The organism is Crocinitomix algicola (assembly GCF_001661595.2).
Classification (GTDB): Bacteria; Bacteroidota; Bacteroidia; order Flavobacteriales_D; family Crocinitomicaceae; genus Crocinitomix; species Crocinitomix algicola.
Genome location: NZ_LYPF02000001.1, coordinates 242,720 through 264,770, shown reverse-complemented (window position 1 = coordinate 264,770; position 22,051 = coordinate 242,720). Strand labels below are relative to the sequence as shown.

Annotated in this window: 20 protein-coding genes; 14 read left to right on the top strand and 6 right to left on the bottom strand. The window is 34.1% G+C overall.

Annotated features, from left to right (window positions below; genetic code table 11):
• Positions 1–13: 13 nt before the first annotated feature.
• The 7 genes from A8143_RS01135 to A8143_RS01105 all read left to right on the top strand — a co-directional run bounded on the left by A8143_RS01135 (position 14) and on the right by A8143_RS01105 (position 8,622).
• Entirely contained in the window at positions 14–1,861 is a 1,848-nt protein-coding gene (locus A8143_RS01135; RefSeq protein ID WP_070137164.1) for a DNA topoisomerase IV subunit B, read from the top strand.
• A 90-nt stretch (positions 1,862–1,951) separates the two neighbouring features.
• The gene (locus A8143_RS01130; RefSeq protein ID WP_070137162.1) at positions 1,952–2,656 is read left to right on the top strand and encodes a hypothetical protein; all 705 of its coding nucleotides are present in this window, start codon (positions 1,952–1,954) and stop codon (positions 2,654–2,656) included.
• Complete coding sequence (locus A8143_RS01125) at positions 2,656–3,090, top strand: hypothetical protein (protein WP_070137160.1); 435 nt, start codon at positions 2,656–2,658, stop codon at positions 3,088–3,090. The genes A8143_RS01130 and A8143_RS01125 overlap by 1 nt, the downstream gene beginning before the upstream one ends.
• 132 nt (positions 3,091–3,222) lie before the next feature.
• Positions 3,223–5,949 (top strand): DNA gyrase/topoisomerase IV subunit A, encoded by a 2,727-nt coding sequence (locus A8143_RS01120; RefSeq protein ID WP_070137158.1) that lies wholly within the window; start codon positions 3,223–3,225, stop codon positions 5,947–5,949.
• On the top strand, positions 5,915–6,955 hold the full coding sequence (locus A8143_RS01115) for a WD40/YVTN/BNR-like repeat-containing protein (protein WP_139134231.1): 1,041 nt from the start codon (positions 5,915–5,917) through the stop codon (positions 6,953–6,955). The genes A8143_RS01120 and A8143_RS01115 overlap by 35 nt, the downstream gene beginning before the upstream one ends.
• A 43-nt stretch (positions 6,956–6,998) precedes the next feature.
• Entirely contained in the window at positions 6,999–7,724 is a 726-nt protein-coding gene (locus A8143_RS01110) for a T9SS type A sorting domain-containing protein (RefSeq protein ID WP_070137154.1), read from the top strand.
• 157 nt (positions 7,725–7,881) lie between these two features.
• Complete coding sequence (locus A8143_RS01105; protein WP_070137152.1) at positions 7,882–8,622, top strand: T9SS type A sorting domain-containing protein; 741 nt, start codon at positions 7,882–7,884, stop codon at positions 8,620–8,622.
• 69 nt (positions 8,623–8,691) lie between these two features.
• On the opposite strand, the gene A8143_RS01100 is transcribed toward A8143_RS01105, so the two are convergent.
• Positions 8,692–9,987, bottom strand: coding sequence for a serine hydrolase (locus tag A8143_RS01100; RefSeq protein WP_070137150.1), 1,296 nt, complete (start codon positions 9,985–9,987; stop codon positions 8,692–8,694).
• Positions 9,988–10,061: 74 nt separating this feature from the next.
• Between A8143_RS01100 and A8143_RS01095 the strand changes: the two genes are divergently transcribed.
• Both A8143_RS01095 and A8143_RS01090 read left to right on the top strand, forming a co-directional pair.
• Positions 10,062–10,961, top strand: a complete 900-nt coding sequence (locus A8143_RS01095; protein WP_139134230.1) for a hypothetical protein — start codon at positions 10,062–10,064, stop codon at positions 10,959–10,961.
• A gap of 71 nt (positions 10,962–11,032) precedes the next feature.
• Positions 11,033–11,953: an SRPBCC family protein gene (locus tag A8143_RS01090; RefSeq protein ID WP_070137146.1), complete on the top strand. Its 921-nt coding sequence runs from the start codon at positions 11,033–11,035 to the stop codon at positions 11,951–11,953.
• 1 nt (position 11,954) lies between these two features.
• Here A8143_RS01090 and A8143_RS01085 read toward each other — a convergent pair whose 3' ends face one another.
• Entirely contained in the window at positions 11,955–12,620 is a 666-nt protein-coding gene (locus A8143_RS01085; protein WP_070137144.1) for a DUF2461 domain-containing protein, read from the bottom strand.
• A gap of 69 nt (positions 12,621–12,689) precedes the next feature.
• Here A8143_RS01085 and A8143_RS01080 point away from each other — a divergent pair, with 69 nt between their 5' ends.
• From A8143_RS01080 to A8143_RS01070, 3 genes are all read left to right on the top strand, one after another.
• On the top strand, positions 12,690–13,463 hold the full coding sequence (locus tag A8143_RS01080) for an energy transducer TonB (RefSeq protein WP_070137142.1): 774 nt from the start codon (positions 12,690–12,692) through the stop codon (positions 13,461–13,463).
• Between the two features lie 227 nt (positions 13,464–13,690).
• Positions 13,691–14,140 (top strand): cold-shock protein, encoded by a 450-nt coding sequence (locus A8143_RS01075; RefSeq protein WP_070137140.1) that lies wholly within the window; start codon positions 13,691–13,693, stop codon positions 14,138–14,140.
• Positions 14,141–14,178: 38 nt separating this feature from the next.
• The gene (locus A8143_RS01070) at positions 14,179–14,934 is read left to right on the top strand and encodes a DUF6503 family protein (protein WP_139134229.1); all 756 of its coding nucleotides are present in this window, start codon (positions 14,179–14,181) and stop codon (positions 14,932–14,934) included.
• 10 nt (positions 14,935–14,944) lie between these two features.
• On the opposite strand, the gene A8143_RS01065 is transcribed toward A8143_RS01070, so the two are convergent.
• The 4 genes from A8143_RS01065 to A8143_RS01050 all read right to left on the bottom strand — a co-directional run bounded on the left by A8143_RS01065 (position 14,945) and on the right by A8143_RS01050 (position 19,483).
• Positions 14,945–16,309 (bottom strand): T9SS type A sorting domain-containing protein, encoded by a 1,365-nt coding sequence (locus tag A8143_RS01065; RefSeq protein WP_070137136.1) that lies wholly within the window; start codon positions 16,307–16,309, stop codon positions 14,945–14,947.
• Between the two features lie 2 nt (positions 16,310–16,311).
• Positions 16,312–17,385 carry a TIGR03032 family protein gene (locus A8143_RS01060; protein WP_070137133.1) on the bottom strand — a complete coding sequence of 358 codons (1,074 nt, stop codon included), beginning with the start codon at positions 17,383–17,385 and terminating at the stop codon, positions 16,312–16,314.
• 89 nt (positions 17,386–17,474) lie between these two features.
• Entirely contained in the window at positions 17,475–18,716 is a 1,242-nt protein-coding gene (locus A8143_RS01055) for an adenylate/guanylate cyclase domain-containing protein (protein WP_070137131.1), read from the bottom strand.
• Positions 18,717–18,721: 5 nt separating this feature from the next.
• A complete protein-coding gene (locus tag A8143_RS01050) occupies positions 18,722–19,483 on the bottom strand; it encodes a hypothetical protein (protein ID WP_070137129.1) in 762 nt (253 codons plus the stop codon).
• A 78-nt stretch (positions 19,484–19,561) separates the two neighbouring features.
• Here A8143_RS01050 and A8143_RS01045 point away from each other — a divergent pair, with 78 nt between their 5' ends.
• Positions 19,562–20,425 (top strand): RnfABCDGE type electron transport complex subunit D, encoded by an 864-nt coding sequence (locus tag A8143_RS01045; protein ID WP_217494769.1) that lies wholly within the window; start codon positions 19,562–19,564, stop codon positions 20,423–20,425.
• A 10-nt stretch (positions 20,426–20,435) separates the two neighbouring features.
• Positions 20,436–21,992 carry a DUF2330 domain-containing protein gene (locus A8143_RS01040; protein WP_070137127.1) on the top strand — a complete coding sequence of 519 codons (1,557 nt, stop codon included), beginning with the start codon at positions 20,436–20,438 and terminating at the stop codon, positions 21,990–21,992.
• Positions 21,993–22,051 lie beyond the last annotated feature (59 nt).

Genomic DNA, 22,051 nt, shown 5'->3' with positions numbered 1-22,051 from the left:
TTTTAGAGGAAGTATGGAAGAAAATAAAACAAATTATACCGAAGATAATATTCGATCATTAGACTGGAAAGAGCATATCCGAATGCGTCCAGGCATGTACATTGGTAAATTAGGTGATGGAGCGGCTGCAGATGATGGGATTTATGTATTAATGAAAGAAATTGTTGACAATTCCATTGATGAATTTGTCATGGGGAATGGAAAACGTATCGATATAAAAATAAAAGATGGCGTAGCCACAGTGCGGGATTACGGCCGAGGGATTCCTTTGGGGAAAGTAGTGGATTGTGTTTCGAAAATTAATACTGGTGGGAAATATGACTCAAAAGCATTTAAAAAATCGGTCGGTTTAAATGGTGTTGGTACAAAAGCTGTAAACGCATTAAGTGAACGATTTACCGTTAGTTCTGTTCGTGATGGGGAGAAAAAGACTGCTTATTTTGAAAGAGGGAATTTAATCGACGACAAAGCAGTGGAGCCTTCTACTGAACGAAATGGAACTTATATTCAATTCGCACCGGATTTAGATATTTTTAAGAATTACAATTACAAGATCCCTTACCTTCAAAAATTATTTTGGAACTATTGTTATTTAAATAGAGGTTTAGCCATTTATTTCAATGGGGAGAAAATGGTGTCTGAAAACGGTTTAAAGGACTTACTTGAAGACAATATGGAGAGCGATCCGCTTTATCCTATAATTCACTTAGAAGGAGAAGATATTGAAGTTGCAATAACACATATTCGGTCTTACGGCGAAAATTACTATTCTTTTGTAAATGGACAACATACTACACAAGGTGGAACGCATTTGACTGAGTTTCGAGCAGCCGCTGCAAAGGTGATTCGAGATTTTTATGGTAAAAATTATGATGCCGTAGATATTCGTCAATCAATAGTAGCTGCAGTCGCTGTAAAGGTGATGGAACCCGTTTTTGAGTCTCAAACTAAAACTAAATTAGGTTCTCAGGAAATCGCCCCAGGTGGAAAGTCAATGCGTGCATTCATGAATGACTTTCTGAAAGAGAAACTGGACAATTATTTGCATCGTAATACGGAAACGGCTGAAATACTCGAGAAAAAAATCAAACAATCCGAAAAGGAGCGAAAAGAATTATCTGGAATACGTAAGCTAGCTAGAGATAGGGCTAAAAAGGCAAGTTTACATAATAAAAAATTGAGGGATTGTCGATTACATTACAATGACAAATCGAAGAATGAGTTGAATGATCAGACAACGTTATTCATTACGGAGGGAGATTCTGCTTCCGGTTCTATTACAAAATCGAGAAGAGTGGATACTCAGGCTGTTTTTAGTTTAAGAGGTAAGCCGTTAAATAGTTTTGGTTTAACTAAAAAAGTGGTTTACGAAAACGAAGAATTTAATTTATTACAGGCCGCTTTGAATATTGAAGATGGTATTGATGATTTACGGTATAAGAATATTGTGATAGCAACTGATGCCGATGTAGACGGTATGCACATTCGTCTATTACTACTAACGTTTTTTCTTCAGTTTTTTCCAGATTTAGTTCGTAATGGGCATGTTTTTATTCTGCAAACACCTTTGTTCCGAGTGCGAAATAAAAAAGAAACCTATTACTGTTACACCGATGAAGAACGAATAGAGGCGATAGAGGCGTGTGGGAAATCAGCTGAAATAACACGATTTAAAGGGTTAGGGGAAATCTCTCCAGACGAATTCAAAAACTTTATTGGAGAAGATATGCGACTTGATCCAGTTTTGATTGGGAAGGATGCTAAAATCGAAGATGTGTTAACTTTTTATATGGGAAAAAATACTCAAGATCGTCAAGAATTCATTATAGATAATCTTAAGCTCGATGATGCAGTTGCCTAAACGGATTAATCAGTATATCATACAGTTGAAATGAATTTGAAATCACGATAGTTATAAATTACTAAATTCAATAATTAACAAAACTTGGAAATGTATTTATATCGTATTTTATTAACTGTTTTACTCACGTTTTGGATAAGTAATATACAAGCTCAAGACAAAGGAGTGGTTCGATTTTTTGTTGAAGTTGATAACGGATATTTTGAAATTGAAATAAATGACACTTTACTGCTAAAGAGGTATAAAGATACACTACCAGCAGGCGTCTATGAAGCAAAAGTATGGTCGCCCGGTTATGTTCTAAAACGCTTTACATTCGAGGTATTACCTGGTCAAACAACAGAAAAACATATTGAGATGGCCAAGAATAATGATTTCATACAGTATGAATTGGATTATTCGAAATATAGAAATCAATTTCACAAACACCTAACAATTCCAGCATCGATTACATTGGCTAGCGCACTGTCAACTGGGGTTTTTATGGTGAACGCTTATTCGTCGAAAAAGAAAATCAATTCGGATTTGCTGCTCTATAATAAATCACCATACACACTAGAAATTGATGATCTCAAAAATAATGTTGCCACAAACAATAAAAAATACAATAGGCAACGCATTGGTTTTTATATTAATTCGGGTTTAACTCTAGCACTTTTGGGAGGTACAATTTGGTCATATAGTAAATTTAAAAAAACGTATAAAGAGCCGACCTATTCAAAAAAAAGTCCTTTTGAAGATAAATACTCGTTAAATATCAATCCTTTAGGATGTTCATTTGCAATTCATTTATAATGGGTAGATTTAATTACATATTGCTTTTAATGGCTTTTATTTTATTGGGGTGCTTCAAAAAATTTGAAGAAGTTGATACTCTCAATACTAATATTTTTGATCGAGACTATATCGGTGAGAAATGGTTTGTCATTGATGAGACTTTGCTATACACTAATGAAATTGGACAAAATAAAGCCAGGGCTAAAGTTGTTATTCCTGAAGAGCATGTACCAGAATTAAAACCAAGTAATATTACTTTACAGTTAAAGGGAAAATCAATAGATACCAAATTAATTGATTTTCCACAGGCGATCAATGGAGATTATGAAGGCTTCATTGACTTACCTTATGTTGGCGCAGATTCAACCTACTGTTTTGAGTTAGGAATTTACGTTGTAGAAGAAAATAGCGCCATCAATTCTTTTGAAGAATGTTATTCTATCGAACCATGATTTTCTCTATTACTTAATGGTCTTTTTTCTGCAGGAAACTAATTTAAAATCTGAATGTTAATAACTCCCTAAAAATAGTGCAAAAACATCTCTAAGTTCTGATTATTTTTGTTAATCGCAGAAAGTTAATCTATGTCAGAAGAGAATCAAGAACCAGAAGAAGAACAAAATAATGACGCATTTTCGTCAGACTCGGAAGGAATTGAGCGAGATGACAATGGCGATCAAATCATTCCCTTATCAGGAATGTATAAAGATTGGTTTTTAGATTATGCATCGTATGTAATTCTTGAAAGAGCAGTACCCGCGTTAACAGATGGACTAAAACCTGTTCAACGTAGAATCCTTCATTCCATGAAAGAAATGGATGATGGTAGATATAACAAGGTTGCTAACATTATTGGTAATACCATGAAGTATCACCCTCATGGGGATGCTTCTATAGGCGATGCTTTAGTCCAAATGGGACAAAAAGATTTACTAATTGACATGCAAGGAAACTGGGGAAACACTTTAACCGGTGATTCTGCAGCGGCACCAAGATATATTGAAGCTAGACTTTCTAAGTTCGCAAGCCACGTTGTGTTTAACCCAAAAACAACGAAATGGATTCCTTCTTATGATGGTAGGAATAATGAGCCAGTTATGCTACCAGTGAAGTTTCCGCTCTTATTAGCACAAGGAGCAGAGGGTATAGCGGTTGGAATGGCATGCAAGATTCTTCCTCATAATTTTAATGAACTAATTGATGCGTCAATTGATGTATTAAGAGGGAAAAGCGTAAATATTTTGCCCGATTTTCAAAATGGTGGACTAGCTGATTTTTCTGGATACAATGAAGGATTAAGAGGTGGAAAGGTTAGAGTAAGAGCCAAAATTGAAAAAGTCGACTCCAAAACCTTAAAAATTGTTGAGATTCCATTTGGTACAACAACTTCTTCTTTGATTGATTCAATATTAAAGGCAAACGATAAAGGTAAAATTAAAATTAAAAGGGTTGAAGATAATACCGCCGCTGAAGTTGAAATCATGGTTTATCTTGCGACTGGTGTGTCACCTGATAAGTCAATAGATGCTTTGTATGCGTTTACGAATTGCGAAATGTCTATTTCACCAAATAGTTCGGTGATTTTAGATGATAAACCTCACTTTTTAAGTGTCAATGAGATTTTAAAAATCAATACTAACGATACCGTTCAATTATTAAAATTGGAATTGGAGATTCGTTTGAATGAATTATTAGAATCTTGGCACTTCGCTTCACTTGAGAAAATATTTATAGAGAATAAAATTTATATCGAATTTGACGGAAAAACATATGATGAAGCAATTGATGTTACCCACAAATTACTAAAACCCCATATCAAGCATTTACGTCGAGAGGTGACAGATGATGACGTAAAGAAACTTCTAGAAATTAGAATGCGCCGTATCACTAAACATGATGCGGACAAGGCTGATAATCACATTGCTTCCTTAGAGGATGAAATGGCAGAAATTCGAGAGAATTTGGCTAACCTAATCGAGTTCGCAATCGATTATTTTAAAGATTTAAAAAAGAAGTTTGGAGAAGGAAAAGAACGAAAGACTGAAATTAAAGCATTTGATACGATATCTGCGAAAAAGGTAGTAGTAGCAAATAAAAAATTGTATGTTGATAAGAAAGAAGGATTTATCGGTTACAACTTGAAAAAAGCTGAATACATTGCGGATTGTAGTGATTTAGATGATGTGATTATCTTTTTTAAATCGGGTAAATTTATGGTTACACGAATTGCAGATAAGAAATTCGTTGGTAAAAACATCATGTACTGCGGAATATGGAAAAAAGGAGATGTTCGTACAATTTATCATCTAATATACCGCGATGGCCCAGAAGGTGGACCAACCTATATGAAAAGGTTCGCTGTCAAGAGCGTAACAAGAGATAAGGAATACCCAATTACTAAAAACACCAAAGGTTCTAAAGTTTATTACTTTTCTGTTCATCCGAATGGCGAGCGAGAAATTGTGAATGTTCAATTAAGGCCACGTCCTCATTTAAAAAGAGTCAGATTTGATATTGACTTTGGAGAATTAATTATTAAAGGTCGTGGAGCAGGCGGAAATATTGCAACAAAAGAAATTGTATCCAAAATTGTTCAAAAAGAAGTTGGAGAATCAACTCTTGCTGCACGAAAAATATGGTGGGATGACACTGTAAGTCGTCTAAATGTTGAAGGGCGCGGAAAATTCTTAGGTTCTTTTAAAGGAGATGATAAGCTATTAACCCTATATAATTCTGGGGAGTTACGCTTAACGAATTTTGATATTTCCAATCGTTTCGCCGATGATTTAATTCATATTGAAAAATGGCACCCTGATCATCCGATTAGCACAATTTATTATGATGGTGAAAAAGAGCTGTATTTTGTCAAACGCTTCTTAGTTGATATAAAATCGGATAAAAAAACGTCCTTTATTTCAGAAGCTGAAAACTCGAGGTTAGAAGTCGTTTCAACAGCTTATCAACCAATGGCTAAAATCGTTTACAATAAACGATTAAAAGAGACGAAGAACTTGCCGGATAAGGAAGTGAATTTAAATGAATTCATTGATGTTAAAGGTATGAAAACTCAAGGTAATCAGTTAACAAAACTGAAAGTAAAAGAGATAGAGTTGATGCACCCAATAGAAGGAGATCAACCTTGGCCAAAACCAGAAGTTAAAGAAAAGGTTGAAACGGACGAACCTGTCGACACAGGTGTAGCAGATGACAGTCCAGTTGAAATGGAATGGGATATCAATGAAGAAAAAAAGACAAAAAAATCAAAACCTATTAAAGATGACGAAGACGATAGTCAAGGAAGTCTTTTCTAGTATTTTTTTGTTCACATCTTTATTCTTGATAAATGGATGCAGCCAAGACCATTCAAGGGTTTTTTCCGAAACTTATAACGGTGTTGGTTCAAATAGCAAAAGTTCTAGAGCTGTTCAGATTAAAAATAAAACCATTGTAATGGGAGGTTTGGAAGGTTACTTTTCCGTTTTCAAAATTGAGAATTGTCAATTAATTACAGGAGAGTCATCCAAAATTAGAGGAGTAGAAGATATCAGGGATTTAGAAATTTTGGACGAAAAATCAATTCTTTTCATGAATGCAGGGAATCAAGGTAAGATCTACAAATATGATGGTAGAGTTAACAAAATTGTTGTAGATACAGCTAACGTTTTCTGGGATGGCTTCGCGTTTTGGGATCAGCAGAATGGGATTGTTTATGGTGATCCTGTATCAGATAGATTCATGTTAGCAAGAACAAGTGATGGTGGTAGTAATTGGACTTATATAAATGGACCGAAAGTATTGAAAAATGAAGCGGGGTTTGCTGCTTCTGGTTCAGGAATTGTAACAGTTTCGGATTCTATCGTATATTTTGCAAGTGGATTAGGTGAAACAGCTCGATTGTTTTTTAGCAAAGATCGTGGCGACTCATGGAAATCTATAGAGACTCCTGTGCGTTCTGGCGATGAAAGTTTTGGTATATATTCAATAGATTTTTGGAATGATTCTACAGGAATGATAATCGGTGGAAGTTATCAAGATTCTACCTACAATAAGAAAATTTGTTATTTCACTGATGATTATGGAAAATCCTGGAAAAATAGATCCAAAGGATTAGCCGGGTATTGTTCGAACATCCATTCAAATAATGACGGTTCGCTAATCGTTGCAACAGGAAGAAATGGAACTTTTTATTCCCAAAATCAAGGGAAAGAATGGATACGCCTAACCATTGAAGGTTATTATACGTGTTCTATTTCAGAAACAAATATGATTTTAACAGGAAAAGGCGGGAAAATTGCTTTCTATCAATTAATTAAATGATGTTAACTGAATTAATTTTAACTTTGCAGTTTATATAAAAAAAATGAACAGAAATAGCTTTTACATCTTTCTGATTTTGCTTTTTTGCTTTAAGTATACTAAAGCACAATATGATCTTTCCGCAACTTGGAACGCTTATGAAGAGGGGACTTACATAGAAGACTCTCCGTTTAATGGATCGTTTACCATTATTAACGAAGGTGATTATACAATTCCTGAGAATGACACCATATGGTACGGATATATAATTGATGATTTATCTTATGATATCGGATTAAATGTTGGATATTATACCGGAATGATTCTTACCGAACCCCTAAATTCTGGAGAAGAAATTGTAATAGGAAATGTTTTTGAATGGCCCTTATGGGGCTCTGGTAAAGTTATTGACGTTTGTGCAGTAGTGTATGGGGTAGGAATAGAGTCATATTTGGTAGATTTCTATACTGGTGACTATAATTCATTCAATAATAAAACTTGTCTTACAGCTGTTTTACCTGATTATACAACTTCTCTTGAAGAGGTTTCAATAGAATCTGTTGAAATGATTAATTTCGAAAATAGAATCAAACTTTCTTCAAATGATCATGAATCGTTAGGTCTCGTTAATATTGAGGTTTATGATTTGCAAGGTAAATCAATTGTTAAAACCGAATTAATGGTTCAAAACTCTGTCCTTTGGTACGAAATTCCGACTTCAACCAAAGGGTTGTACATTGTGAGTATAAGTGTTAATGGTCGAACATTTACGTCAAAGTTAGTTTTCTGATTTTTTATGTTTTGGACAATAACTAAAAAATCACATTTTAGTGTTAATAAATTGCTACATTTTTAACACCTTTTCCCTCTTATAATTAAAAACGCCCAAAGAATTCCGCTTTTTTTTTACTACATTTGGTTCATTAATAATTTTATAAAAAACAAGTATGAAAAAAATTTACACTTTAATTGCTGCTACAGCAATGGTTTTCTCTGCAGGTGCACAAAATGATTGGGCTGCTAACTTAATTACCCCAACTTCAGGTTCTACTTCAACTTCAGATCCTTTAATGATCGATTTCGAAGCTGAGAACATGAGTGATAATACTTATTCTGCTGGAGATACTTTATGGTTCAGCCTTGGAATTGAAGGTTCTATTGTAGGTTTAGATTTAGCTGCTGGTGGTGTTAATGGATACATCCTTGCTGATGATATCGCTCCAGGAGGTACATTCACTGTTCCTACTGTTGGAATTGATTGGGTTGGTGTTGACGCTGCAACTTCTTATGAAATTTGTGTGGTTGTTTACGGAATCGGAATCGCTTCTTTCTCAGGAGATGGTGAGACAATCGAAGATATTATTGTTGGTGATGATGATACTTCAAACAACTTAGATTGTTTTACTGCTGAATTACCAGTTCACACAGGTGTTGAAGAGTTAGGATTATCACTTTCTCAAGTTTACACTTCAGGAGATGAATTAGTAATTGTAAACGAAGGAACAAACGGTTCAGAAATGGCAAATGTTTCTATCATTAACATGAACGGTCAAACTGTTCAAACTGAAAATTTAGTAATGGCTCAAGGAACTTCTTCAGTTGCTATTAATGATTTAGCTCCTGGAATCTATGTTGTTGCTATCGAAGTTGATGGTATTGTTGAAAGCAAAAAAGTTGCTATCCAATAACAGCAAACAATTTTAAAATTAAAAACCCAGTCACTTGTGACTGGGTTTTTTTATGAACCTATTTTCTTGTTAGTTTAGAACAATAGAAGATGTATGAATGGATTGCCCATCAGTATATCGGATATAATAACTTCCCTTTGCATATAACGTTAAATCGATTGTATTCGATTCATTCAAAACACCGTGCATTAATAGTCTTCCGTATTGATCGAATAACTCATAATTTAAAGTGTTTGGACTATTGTGGTTAACTTGAATTTTACCGTTGGTAGGATTTGGATAAACATCTAAGTCAAAAGAATCATTGTCATTGATAGAAGCGGTTTCACATATTATTTCATTTAAATATTCCCAAATCTTATCATTTAGAATTGTAGGTACCAAACTTTCAATACCTCCGGGTTCCTCTCCCATACGAACGACAATTAAGTTTTGAGAAGGAACAATATTTAATATTTGACCATTTTTTCCTAGTGCAGAAATCATATCATCAGGTGCATTTGGCGCAATTGGACCGTCAAATACCACTTCGGTTTGTGGAATCATAAAAGACTCTTTACCATTTAGCCACCATAGATAACCATAAGACTTATTCAGTTCTTGGCTGGTGTTGGTCATCTCATCTACATAACCTGAATTAATAACCTCAGAATCTTCCCATGTCCCATTATTATTAATGAGTATACCGAATCTAGCCATGTCTCTAGGTACACTAAAATATACATTATTATAACCAAGTGGTATAAATAATCCATCCATTCCAGTTATAGCCTCCAATTTCAAGTTAGCATAAAGGTTTAAACTTAATCCTGTAGCAGAATTCAAAACTTCATCCAATAGAGTATAGGGAGCGTTGTGGTAAGACCATCTAGTTCCCGGATCAGCTAAATAAGTTAAACATTCTGGATCAGTACAATCCAAATCATCTGAATCGTTCAATCCCGTTGTCATTGTCAGTTGATGATAAATTGTAATCATTTCTTCTTCTTCTAATGAAAGATCCGTCCATCCAGCCCCCAGATAATCCGTACTTTTATCACTTAACGTTAAATCTCCTTCTTGCTCAGCAATACCAACTAAACTAGCTGTTATACATTTACCTGCGGATGCCCAATACCAAAGGCTGTCTGAATGAAATCCTTCGTAATATTCTTCAAAAACCATTTTCCCATCTTTAAGAATGAGAAACGCTTTTGTATTTTTCTCTTGAAGATAATCACGCAAGGGTTCAAATCCTTCCGTGCACCAGCCCAAGTCAGAAGGGGTTATTGTTTCCCATTCTTCCGAATCGATAGGCGGAAAATAGTATGATTGAGAAAACCCCATCGTCATGCTCAAATAAAAACAAGTAAAAAGTGTTCGCATAAAATTTTCAGTTTTAATCCTTTGACTGTTAAATATAAAATAAGTTTAATTTCCATCCCAACAATTCATTCCAATTGTCTAAATTCGAACATATGGATATGGGTATGAAAAACATTGGTCATTCAATGATATTTTTATTCTTTGTTATATTATTTTTCTCCTGTAAAAATGATCAGAAGAATATGACTGATCAAACCATGAATAATAAAGCGCCAATTCTTTCAAAAAAAGGACTTATTTTTAACTGGAAAGATTCATTTTCCGAATCAGAAAAAGAAAAATTAGAAACATGGATAAAAACCGTTTACAGTGCCACAGAAAATACGCTTGGAAGGTATCCTTTTGAAGTACATGTAAACTTTTTAAGATCAGATCAAGGTTCAACACCTGTTTCTTTTGGTTTAGCTAGTCGAAAGAATAAGAAAAGTAGCATTAAACTATATGTTAATCCAAATGCGACACTAGAAGAATTAAAACAAGATTGGACAGCGCCGCATGAATTTAGTCATTTAGCAATGCCATTTATTGGAAAACAAGATAAGTGGTTCACAGAAGGTTTTGCGACCTATTTGAGTCGAAAAATACTCATGAATATGGGATATATCACTGAGAAGTCATTTGATTCGTTGTACAGAGCTAAAATAAAAGAAACTCAACCGTATTATGAATCTACAACGAAAACCTTTATTGAAGTTTCAGATAGTTTAATGACGCATCATAAATACAGTTCATTTTATTGGGGTGGCACTAGTTTCTTTTTAACCTTAGATAATCGTTTAAAGAAACAAAACAAACCTGAGTTTATTGATATACTAAAAACTTATCAAAAGTGTTGTAGGTTTAAGGATCGCAACTTAAATCAGGTAGTTCATTCATTTGACCATATCATTCAAAAACCTATTGTTCAGCAATTGCTTGAAGAGTATCAAACGAAAACTTCTCGTTCGGTCATGTTGGAATACTTCTCTTTTTAAAAGATTTAATCTTAATATATAGTCGAAAATCGATATTTTCACTATTTTTTATTGAACTTAAACGATTGATTATGCCAAAAATGACAGTTTTACGCACAATACACATTGATGCGAAACCAATTGATATATTTCCAAAAATCAATAATCTAGGGGAATGGGGGAGTTGGTCGCCATGGATGATATTAGAAGATGGTGTTAAAGTAGAGGTAAAGGATAATGGAAAATTTCAAAGTTGGGAGGGGAATAGGATAGGTTCTGGTACCATGCAGATTACCAATGAAATTGAGGATAAACAAGTAGATATTGACTTAACTTTTCTCAAGCCTTACAAATCGAAAGCAAAGGTGAGTTTAATGCTAACCGAACAACATGACGGGACTTCGGTAGCCTGGAAAATGGAAAGTAGCTTACCATTTTTTATGTTCTGGATGAAAAAAGCAATGTCGGCTTTCATTGGAATGGATTTTGAAAGAGGTCTTAAACTCTTAAAAGAATATGTAGAAGTAGGTCACGTAAATTCGAAACTCGATATACTTGGTAAGCAACAGTTTGAAGGCGAAAATTTTATTGGCTTAAAAGGGTCTGCAAGTATTGATAATATGGGAGAGGATATGTCTCAAAACATTGAAAAATTGATGCGTTATATTCATGAACAAAATATCAAACCAGCAGGGGAGGTTGTTTCTGTGTACCATAAATGGGATATTAAAAATAGACAAGTGGGATATGCCGTTGGAGTAATTGTAGACAGCAAAACTGAAATTGACGCACCATTCTATATTGGAGAATTGCCAAAATCTACTTTACATACTGTTCGCCATACTGGACCTTATGATCATTTGGGAAATGCATGGACATTACAACAAATGATGAGTAGAAACAAAGAATTTAAAGCGGATAAAAAGTACTTTCCATTCGAGCGATACATGAATGACCCATCGCAGGTTTCTAAAGAAGAACTAATCACAGAAATCTCTTTTGGTACTAGGTAAGTTAAAGAATCGATTCTCCGTTTAAATCCGTTGTAAGCACTTCGCTCATATAATCGAAAAAAGGGAGAATCGTTTTATATACTTCTACAACTTTACTACTGAAATCAGGCGACATGACCTCTTCATCCGTGAATTGGTGCATTACATAGAATTGTTTTTTACGAATCAAATCAATAGCATCGTGGTCTGCACTGAATCCTCTAGGAGCAGTTTTTACCTCTTCTCCAAGTAATGATCCAAAAACATGAGAGAATTTAGGCTCATTGATGATTTGTCTGAGAGGTGTTGCATCCATCTCTAATTCTTCACGAATTCTTTTTAAATCTTTAGGATTTGGGCCATAAAATCCGCCACCGGCAATAGAGGCTCCAGGCTGGATGTTTAAAAAATACCCACCTCTTAAAGCAGGTGTTGCTCGTTTAAAACTACCCGCAAAACGAGGCTTAAAGGGAGTCTTATCCTTTGAAAAACGAATATCCCTATAAATTCGCATCAACTTATGACTTTCTATTTGATCTTGTTTGGCTAATTGATCGTGCACGTCTTGAAAGAGATTCTTAACTTCTGCATGATATTGAAGATAACTCGCTTTGTTTTTGTTAAACCAATCACGATTATTGTTTTTTTCTAGTTTAGAAAGGTAAATGAATAATTCTTTTGTAATCATAGTTCTTCAATATGATATTTATCTTTGTAAAATCAAAGTTTTAAAGAAATATTCTTGTGACTTAAATAGATGTATAACGTTATTCAAATGGAACTACTCTCTGACAAACTACTTTTTGTGCGATATTTATTGTTTTTAACTTTCTTTTTAGTTCATAATTTCCACGGTAATGCCCAAAAGGATACCGTCTATTTTTCACAGGAAATGAACATTGTCCCATCATCGGAATTAGCGGAATATTATATTATCATTCCGCAGTCAAAAAAAGAATTGACTGTTGAAATAATAAGTTTGAATTCATTAAAAAAATGCGGAGGAATCGAATTAACCAAAAATAAACTCAGTGGTCCTTTTGAAGTTTATCATGATAATGGAGCAAAATATCAATCAGGATCTTTAAAAAAAGGAAAACTAGATGGATGGATTGAATTTTACGATATTGGAAATGAGTTTCAACGAGCCGAATTTTACCATCCTAGAAAGGGAATGCTTGCACAGTACTATTTCAGCGAGTCAGGTAAAAAGGTTTATTCAATAGCCAAACGAATGTCACGATTTGGACATAAATACAACGATGTGAAAGCATCAAATAAGCTTGGTAACTACATTAATTCAAATTTAGAAATACCTAATGTTGCTAATGATATTGGTGACCCAACTGTTATGGTCTCTTTTCTTATTAACCCTAAAGGTGAAGTAGAAGAGGTAAAAATTTCTAATTCAATTCACCCAGATTTAGATCAAGCTGCTGTTCGCGTTATTGAAGAAATGCCCAATTGGTTCCCGGCAAAACATCAGGGCAAATATGTCTATTCAGAATTTTCAGTGTCCATTCGCTTTTGATTCAGATTCAAACGAAAAACAGTTTTGTTCAGAACTTATTCATTTTTTTTAGGGATTAGGATTTAAATGCCCTAACTTTGTAAAGTCTTGCAGGGTTAAGACAGTCGTTATTGTTTCTAGCAAATCTTTGATTGAAGTGGGGTGTGCGCTTCCTAATTCAAGTCTTTCTTTTAACACAATAGCAACCGCTCCGTGTAATAGACTGAATTATTAATGAAAATATTTTAATGGGAAGATCAAACGAAACATTTAACAAAAAAGAAAAAGAGAAGAAAAAAATCCAAAAGCGTAAGGAGAAACAAGCAAAGAAAGAAGCCAGAAAAGAAAAATCGGGAGGCAATAGCCTTGACGATATGATTGCTTACGTTGATGAAAATGGAATGATTACAGATACTCCACCGGATCCAACAAAAAAGAAGAAAGAAATTGATGCTTCAAATATAGTCCTTGGAGTTCCTAAAAAAAAGGATATTGAAGAGGATCCAATCCATCAAGGTAAAGTAAGCTTTTTTAATGATGAGAAAGGTTATGGCTTTATAAAAGATTCTAATTCGCAAGAAAGTTACTTTGTGCACGTCAATAATACAAACGAACCGATTGCAGAAGGTGATAAAGTTAGCTTTGAGATAGAATCAGGACCTAAAGGATTTGTTGCTGTCAAGGTTGATAAGGCTTAATGATAAACTTTTTGACCCATCGGTCAAATCAAGAGGATATGAGAATAATAATTGGATTGACATTGGCCTTAAGTGTATTTAGTGCTTGTAATTCTGGTATTAATGGTGAAAAAACGGTTGGAAACAACCACACAGTTGAACCAGTAGATTCATTATTGGATAGCGTTTATCACGCTCATGGTGAGTTAGGCAATTATAGGTTTGTTTTTAGGGGTGATCAATATAGTTTCCAATTCAATGAGGGTAATTATATATATTCGAAATCATCAAATAAGTCGGGTAAGTTGTTAAGAGATACGCTTACGAATAATGGATTTGTTCGTTATGCAGATGGAGCTAGACTAATTTTGTCAAAAGAAGAGGAAGCAAAATATGCTGAATCCTTAAATTCTGTGATTTACTTTGTTTGTCTTCCATTAAAACTTAAAGATCCCGCAGCGAATAAAACTAAATTGGATGATTGTATAATAAATGAATCTGTTTATGCTACGATTAGTGTACATTTTGATGAAGAGGGTGGCGGAACTGATTTCGATGATGTGTTTTATTATTGGATCAACCAGAATACAAATCAGGTTGATTTTATCGCCTACAAATACAGTACGAATGGAGGAGGGGTGAGATTCCGATCAGCTTTTAATTCGCGCATGATTGGTAAAATGAGATTTCAAGACTACTTAAATTATGAAGCTCCAATTGGCAAACCCTTAGCTGAATTACCTTTATTATTTGAGAAGGATAGTTTAAAATTATTATCAGAAATCATTACGGAATCGGTTGAACCAATTCCGTAATGAATTAGTTTTATTGCTTATTGAATTTTTCAGTGATAGTTCTTCCGTTTATTGTTTGAACTTCAAGAATATAGGTTCCGGAATTTAAGCTTGATACATTTACTAAAGGCGACTTATTGTCAAATGTTAGAATAGTACGGCCATTTAAATCCATTACATTGATTAGTTCTATAGATTGACTATTAATATCTCCATCGATTTGTATTGTGTGAGTTGCAGGATTCGGAAATATTGTCAAATTCAGTGACTCAGGACTTTCATCAATTCCAATATTTATTGATTTATTCTCAAAAAAGTGAGTTCCACCATAGTAGTCCGTAAAAAACACATCAAGATCGCTATCATCGTCAATGTCTACCATTGTTACACCTGAAGTATACGATTCAGGTAAATCAACATCTAAACCAAAAGGATCCTCTATACCATCCCCACCTTCAAATTCAGCTTCTTCAGCAGTGCCAATGTTTTCATGGTAATAGATTTTGTCACCATAAAAATCAACACGCATTAAATCAAAATCACCATCTCCATCAAAATCAACTAAATCTCCAAAAGTCAACATATATTCAGAAGGAGTAGGGGTTAAACCAAAAGCATCCATAACACCTTCTATCTCCCCGAAAATTGGTGCAGTAGCTGATCCTGTGTTCTCATAATACTTAACACCAAAATCATAAGCATACCCTTCAATTTCTATCATTGTAGATACAATATCGTAATCTCCATCATTATCCATATCAACAATACCAACTAAAAAACTATACGTATCGCTCATTCCAAATGGGGACAACTCTTCTGCTGCAAATTCTGGTTCAGTCGCTGTACCGATATTTTCATAGAAAGTATACTCACCATAATCTCCGGTTGAAAATATATCGAGATCTCCATCTCCGTCAATATCAACCGCTCTAGGAGTATAAGTGTAGTAAGAAGGTAAAAGTCCGAATGGATTTAAAACGCCTTCTGCATATTCAGGATTTAAATTATCTCCAATATTTTCCTGGTATAAAAAGGATTCTGATTCTGCAGTTGAAGTTAATATATCCAAATCACCATCACCATCTAAATCAACAAATTCAGGTTGATGAAAATACGCCGAGACCTCTTCGATACCAAATGGATTGGCAATATGCGGAGCAAAAGTTTGGGCATTTAAATTGCCAGAAATCAAGAAAATTGCAGCACCTAGTGTTTTGAATAAGGTTTCTTTTGAAAAGTAGTGCTTAAGACGGTAGTATAAATTTGAAAGACGACTTGAAAGTCTGTCTTTTACAGTGTTGGAAAGCTCCTTCCACGTTCCCGTTCTAATGTGAAGATTGATTTCTTTAGCAACAGCTTTGAAATCATTCATGGCGATTTGGTTATTCTTTTTCATATTTATTGTTTTACGGCCCAAAATGTTTTTTGGGGTATGGATATTCCTAATTGACTTTCTTCTCTATTTTTATTCAAAATATTCGGGCGTTTAAAACCGGGGAATATTTCAATATCAAAAATTTCATCGACAGATGTGTGGTATTTTATTTCTCCGCAGAATGCCCCTGTTGGAACATGTACAATTGCAATGCCTGAATGGTTGGCTAAATCTGCAATTGGTAGCTTAGCAAATGTGCTCGAGTTTTTTCGAAGTTTAGATAAACCGATAAACAAATAGTCTTTATAATAGGCCATGCCTCTTACAAAGCCTTTCAAATTTACAATTTCTGTGATTTCACCTGTTTTCCGATCAACTTCAACAAGATTTCCTTTAGCAGATTGCAATAAAAATAGCTTGTCTCCAACTATCAATGGGGAGTGAGGCATACCTAAATCTTCATTTAAGACTTTATTTGTTGTTATATCCATCAAAGTACCGGTCTCGGTAATCCGAGTTCTCCAACTTTGCTTTTTATTACCTTGATTAAACATCGTAACATATTTAGGTAAGCCATTCTCCATAGCCATTCCATTTAAATGACATCGATCTTCTGATACCATATCATCGATAAATGGAGGAGTCCAATAAGGAGTAAAACTATAATCATCATCAATTTTTACTAAACAAGAAAACAAGGTGTTGACACCAAATATTGTGCCCGATTTTCCAAATCGTAAGTCGTGAATGTCTATCGCTCCTGAATAAAAAGTTGAACGTGGTACAAAAAGTGCATCGTATCGGTTAGGTGCTTTAGGATAATACTTCGCTAACTCATCCGAATTTCTAAAAATTTCAACTGTACTTTTACAGGCTAATCCTATTTTTTGATTGATCGAATCATAAGCTATCCCCATGGGTTTTTCAAAAGTTCTAGGCAATTGAACTAATTTTTCATCGTCAACCGGTGAAATAAACACCAGTTTACCCGCTTGATATGTCGAAATAGCAATTGAACAGTCCAGCTTCTGGAGTAACTCAGGTACGTTTGGACTATAAGTACATGAAAAAGGTTGCGTTAAATTTTGTGTCGGCATAGGTTAATTAAGTCATATCATTTTTACGAATATCTAACATTTTTTTATTGATTTTTATATTTTAACGTAATTTAATGCATTACTGTTGTTTACCGTAGAAAATACATCGCCATTTTTCCTTTACTCTTAACTTCTAATTTTCCACGGTTTTCATACTCAAAAGCATCTTTTGTCATGTTGTATACACTTTGCGATACATTAATTCGACCGACTTGTCCACTTTGTTCCATTCTAGCGGCGATATTAACAGTGTCTCCCCAAACATCATAAGCAAATTTTATAGAACCAACTACACCTGCTACCAAAGGCCCTGAGTGAATTCCTATTCTTAATTCTAAAAATGGCTCTCCCTTTTTTTCCTTTTCATTCTTCGTATCGTTTACAAAAGCAATTATCGTTTTGGCCGCATCAAGCATTTTATGCGCATGATTATCCAACTCTGTAGGGATGCCACTCACGCATAAATAGGCATCACCGATAGTTTTAATTTTTTCAATTCCATGCTCTTGAATTATTTTATCAAAATGACTGAAGTAAAAGTCAACAATTGAAACAAGTTCTTCTGGACTATGTTGCTCAGAAAATTTAGTAAACCCGCTAAAATCAGTGAACATTACTGTTGCATTTTCATAAAAAGATGAACTTGTCTTTCCGCTATTTTTTAATTCTTCCGCTACTTTTTTTGGTAAAATATTTAAAAGAAGCTCATCCGACTTTTCTTTTGCCTCGCTAATAATTTTATTCTTCTCACTCAATAAAATACTTGTTCTCCTTTTTCTGAGGTAACTTCTCGCCATAAAACCAGCTACAATTGCGAATAATAAAACTGTAAACAAGAGGATTTTCCGACGATTTTCATCTTGTTCAGCAGCAAACTTTTTTCGCTGATTATCGAGTTCTAATTTTCTTATTTCTAATTCTGATTTTAGGTTTTCATTGGTTAATGAGTCGAGAACAAATTCTTTGTTCGCAATTACTTGTTGGTGATCTTTTACGGAGTTTTCCAATGCGTTAACAGAAGTCACTAATTCCTTTTGGTTTTGATCGGATTGTTGTTTGAAGAGTTTAAAATAAGAACGATAATGATCCATCGCTTCTTTGTAATTAACCAAATTATCCTTTAATTCTGCCAAATTTACGTGACATTCCATGGCAATATCAATTGCTTTTGTTTCCATTGCTACTTCCAATGCTTCTTCTATTTTTTGAATCGCTTTTTGCCGTTTATTTGATTTTCTCAGTAATATTCCTTCATCCAATAATTCATTAGCATTTTGTCCAAAAGTAACCCCTGCAAGAAGAAAAATGAGAATATGTTTTATTGCGTGCATAGAAATTAAAATTCGAATCCTTGATTACTTGGTATACATGGTGTCAGCTTTTTAAATTTCGACTTAATTTTATTATACACACTCATCGTTAATTCTGCCTTTAGATTAGAGCCTGCATCAAGTCCTTCCTTCAAGCTATAACTCTCAGGACTTTTCACGTCAAATGTAAAACCTCCTATGAGATCAATTGTCTCAAGGTTAAAAACTAAAACATCGCCGATTGAATATCCCTGAACATACTGATTGTCATTGAATACATGTGGAATTAAACTTTCTTGAACACGATTGATAAGTAAGTACTTTGTGTTTAAAAAATGAAGAATAGCATTTTTGCAAATCGTTTCACCATCTAGGTCATGTGAATGATAAGAATAGCCTTCATTAAGAGGATAATTATGCGGTTCTTTATATCCAGATAAATCAATTTTAAACAATTGCGCCATATCGGCATGCTCCCTTCGTCTCGTTCCATCGAGCTCAATCAATAATGGAAGAGATAAATCTTTAAAACTTTCAAAACCAATTTGATAAACATTACTCTCTGGATAATTTACAATAACATCCTGCGCAGGGTAATCTATAAAATCAGTTTGAAATGGAGGAGTGTCTTTAGCTATCTCGTAGCATGCGTAAAATGATTCGAAAAGCTTTTTCGCTTCTTCTTTTTTTGTTGAAACCAACTCTTGAGAGGTAGGTCCTTCACCTTCAGTGCAACTGAGTGTAAAAATCAAATTCAAAGTCAAAGTGAAAATAAGGCATCTATTCATATTCTTTGGATAATTCTGCTAATCAAAAATAATGAACCTTTTCAGGATGTCATTGTACAGTTCAAAAAAAATAAGATTATGATCCGAAACAAGATTATGAAACCTTCTTTTAAAATTGGTATAAATATTAGTCGATGGCGAGTGTTTAAAGATGCTCGTAATTATCAAATTTTATATTTAGCAAGTTTTTTAATTTTTGGTATCACTCAATTAAATTGGGAAATTTCCAATCTTCAATTAATTGTTGTAATTGGTTTGGCACTTATCACTCAATTCTTATGGTTGAAATGGTGTGAAAAACCTTTACATAGTTTAAAAAGTGCTTTGATAACTGCTTTAGGAATTTGTTTAATACTTAAATCGGCCTCAATTCTAACGCTTGCCCTTGCAGTGGTTATTGCGATATCGAGTAAATTTTTGATTAGAATAAAAGGAAAACACCTATTTAATCCTGCAAATTTTGGCATTATTTTTAGCCTTCTATTTATAGGTGATGCATGGATTTCTCCGGGACAATGGGGTAGCAATGCGGTGTTCCTATTTACTTTATCCGTATTGGGAGGAATTGTTCTTCATAAAGTAGGACGATTGGAAACATCAGTGGTCTTTTTAGGAACATTATTTCTATTCGAATTTGGTAGAATGTACCTTTATCAGGGGTGGGAGATGGATGTCTTACTTCACAAATTCTCAAATGGTACTCTATTGTTATTCTCTTTTTTCATGATTACTGACCCCATGACAATACCCAATGCCAAAAAATCTAGGGTTATTTGGGCAATAATTTTAGCGCTCCTCACTTTTAGTTTAAGCAATTTCATGCAAATCTATACTGCACCAATTTGGGTACTCTTTTTTATGACGCCATTAACTGTTCTATTGGATAAAGTGTATCCAGCAAAGAAATTTGAATGGTTGAAAAAATCAATAATTAATAATTAAAATTTAAACAATGATGAAACAATTTTTATCCGTTCTCGTGCTCGCAGGAATGTCGAGTGTGGGATTGAGTTTTTGTGGTTTTTATGTAGCAAAAGCTGACACCAAACTTTTTAATAAAACTTCTCAGGTAATTTTAGTAAGAGATGGCCAGAAAACAACAGTGACCATGTCAAATGATTTTAAAGGAAATGTAAAAGATTTTGCTATGGTAATACCAGTTCCTGAAGTATTGAGTCAAGAAGATATTCGTGTTGTTCCAAGCTCACTATTCTCTAAACTTGATGCTTATTCCGGACCACGGCTAGTAGAATATCACGACCAAGCACCATGTTATCAACCTGAAGTGTTCTATAATTATGCAGAATCTGTAACAACAAGGGCCGATTTCACTAGTGAAAAGTTAACCGCAATGCCTACAATGCAGGATTACGGGGTTAAAATTGAAGCGAAATATGAAATTGAAGAGTATGATGTTTTGATTTTGTCCGCAAAAGAATCAACGGGGCTACGTGATTGGTTAATTCAAAACGATTATAAAATTCCAACTGCAGCTGATGAAGTTTTAGAGCCTTATATCAAGAATAATATGAAGTTTTTCGTGGTGAAAGTAAATGCTGATAAAATGGCACAAATGTCAGGTATGAATAAAGTGAAGAAGTATATTGATGATCCTAATATGGATGATGTTAAAGACTTAAGACCGTTGCAAATCACCTATAATTCTGACAAATTTATGTTGCCAATTCGTTTAGGCATGGCGAATTCAACGGGTGAACAAGATATGGTAGTATATGCTTTTACGAAAGAAGGTAGAGTGGAAAGTACTAATTATCGAACAACTAAAATTCCTTCCAATAAAATGATTCCTGAATTTGTGCGTCAAAAATTTGGTTCATTTTACGTCGATTTATTCGAAAAAGCGCATAAGGAAGAGAAAAAAGAAGCGATATTCTTAGAGTATGCATGGAATGTTAGCCCTCAATTTACAGGAATGAAATGTGATCCTTGTGTTGGGCCACCACCAATTTTTACTGATTTAAAAGAAGCTGGAGTAGATTGGGCACTAAATCGAACCAACCAAGCAAGTAATGATGTGTTTTTTACACGTTTACATCTTCGTTATGCCCGTGAAACTCATCCTCAAGATCTTTTATTCCATGTTACCCCCAACAAAGAGCATTTTCAAGGAAGATATATTATCACTAATGCCTATAAAGGTGATGTTACCTGCGAAGAAGGTCAAAAATATTGTGTGAAAGTAGTAAAAAGAAGAGTAGATGAATTAGAAAACCTCGAAGATTTGACAGCTTGGAATGCATCTGAATATAAGCCTTATGTCAAAGAGTATTACAATAAATTAGATGATCCGAGTCTTATGAATAGAGTAGAGGCTGACCCACAAAGGAATGAAGGTTTGCCTATTTTTCCGACTTATTCAAATCCAAATGATCACATAAAAAGAGTTCTAATAATTGGACTTTTATCGCTTCTACTTATTATGCTAGTGCTCAGGGAAATTAAAAGAGAAATTGTTCGAAGAAATTTTGGTGCTATCTATAGGATTTAAACCTTATGATGTTCGTTAAAATAAGGTCGAGATTGTTTATTGAAATTCAATTTATAAAT

Bases quoted from the DNA above. Each gene is read 5' to 3' on its own strand.
- A8143_RS01135 (WP_070137164.1), top strand. From the start codon at position 14: ATGGAAGAAAATAAAACAAATTATACCGAAGATAATATTCGATCATTA.
- A8143_RS01130 (WP_070137162.1), top strand. From the start codon at position 1,952: ATGTATTTATATCGTATTTTATTAACTGTTTTACTCACGTTTTGGATA.
- A8143_RS01125 (WP_070137160.1), top strand. From the start codon at position 2,656: ATGGGTAGATTTAATTACATATTGCTTTTAATGGCTTTTATTTTATTG.
- A8143_RS01120 (WP_070137158.1), top strand. From the start codon at position 3,223: ATGTCAGAAGAGAATCAAGAACCAGAAGAAGAACAAAATAATGACGCA.
- A8143_RS01115 (WP_139134231.1), top strand. From the start codon at position 5,915: ATGACGAAGACGATAGTCAAGGAAGTCTTTTCTAGTATTTTTTTGTTC.
- A8143_RS01110 (WP_070137154.1), top strand. From the start codon at position 6,999: ATGAACAGAAATAGCTTTTACATCTTTCTGATTTTGCTTTTTTGCTTT.
- A8143_RS01105 (WP_070137152.1), top strand. From the start codon at position 7,882: ATGAAAAAAATTTACACTTTAATTGCTGCTACAGCAATGGTTTTCTCT.
- A8143_RS01100 (WP_070137150.1), bottom strand. From the start codon at position 9,987: ATGCGAACACTTTTTACTTGTTTTTATTTGAGCATGACGATGGGGTTT.
- A8143_RS01090 (WP_070137146.1), top strand. From the start codon at position 11,033: ATGCCAAAAATGACAGTTTTACGCACAATACACATTGATGCGAAACCA.
- A8143_RS01085 (WP_070137144.1), bottom strand. From the start codon at position 12,620: ATGATTACAAAAGAATTATTCATTTACCTTTCTAAACTAGAAAAAAAC.
- A8143_RS01080 (WP_070137142.1), top strand. From the start codon at position 12,690: ATGTATAACGTTATTCAAATGGAACTACTCTCTGACAAACTACTTTTT.
- A8143_RS01075 (WP_070137140.1), top strand. From the start codon at position 13,691: ATGGGAAGATCAAACGAAACATTTAACAAAAAAGAAAAAGAGAAGAAA.
- A8143_RS01070 (WP_139134229.1), top strand. From the start codon at position 14,179: ATGAGAATAATAATTGGATTGACATTGGCCTTAAGTGTATTTAGTGCT.
- A8143_RS01065 (WP_070137136.1), bottom strand. From the start codon at position 16,309: ATGAAAAAGAATAACCAAATCGCCATGAATGATTTCAAAGCTGTTGCT.
- A8143_RS01060 (WP_070137133.1), bottom strand. From the start codon at position 17,385: ATGCCGACACAAAATTTAACGCAACCTTTTTCATGTACTTATAGTCCA.
- A8143_RS01055 (WP_070137131.1), bottom strand. From the start codon at position 18,716: ATGCACGCAATAAAACATATTCTCATTTTTCTTCTTGCAGGGGTTACT.
- A8143_RS01050 (WP_070137129.1), bottom strand. From the start codon at position 19,483: ATGAATAGATGCCTTATTTTCACTTTGACTTTGAATTTGATTTTTACA.
- A8143_RS01045 (WP_217494769.1), top strand. From the start codon at position 19,562: ATGATCCGAAACAAGATTATGAAACCTTCTTTTAAAATTGGTATAAAT.
- A8143_RS01040 (WP_070137127.1), top strand. From the start codon at position 20,436: ATGATGAAACAATTTTTATCCGTTCTCGTGCTCGCAGGAATGTCGAGT.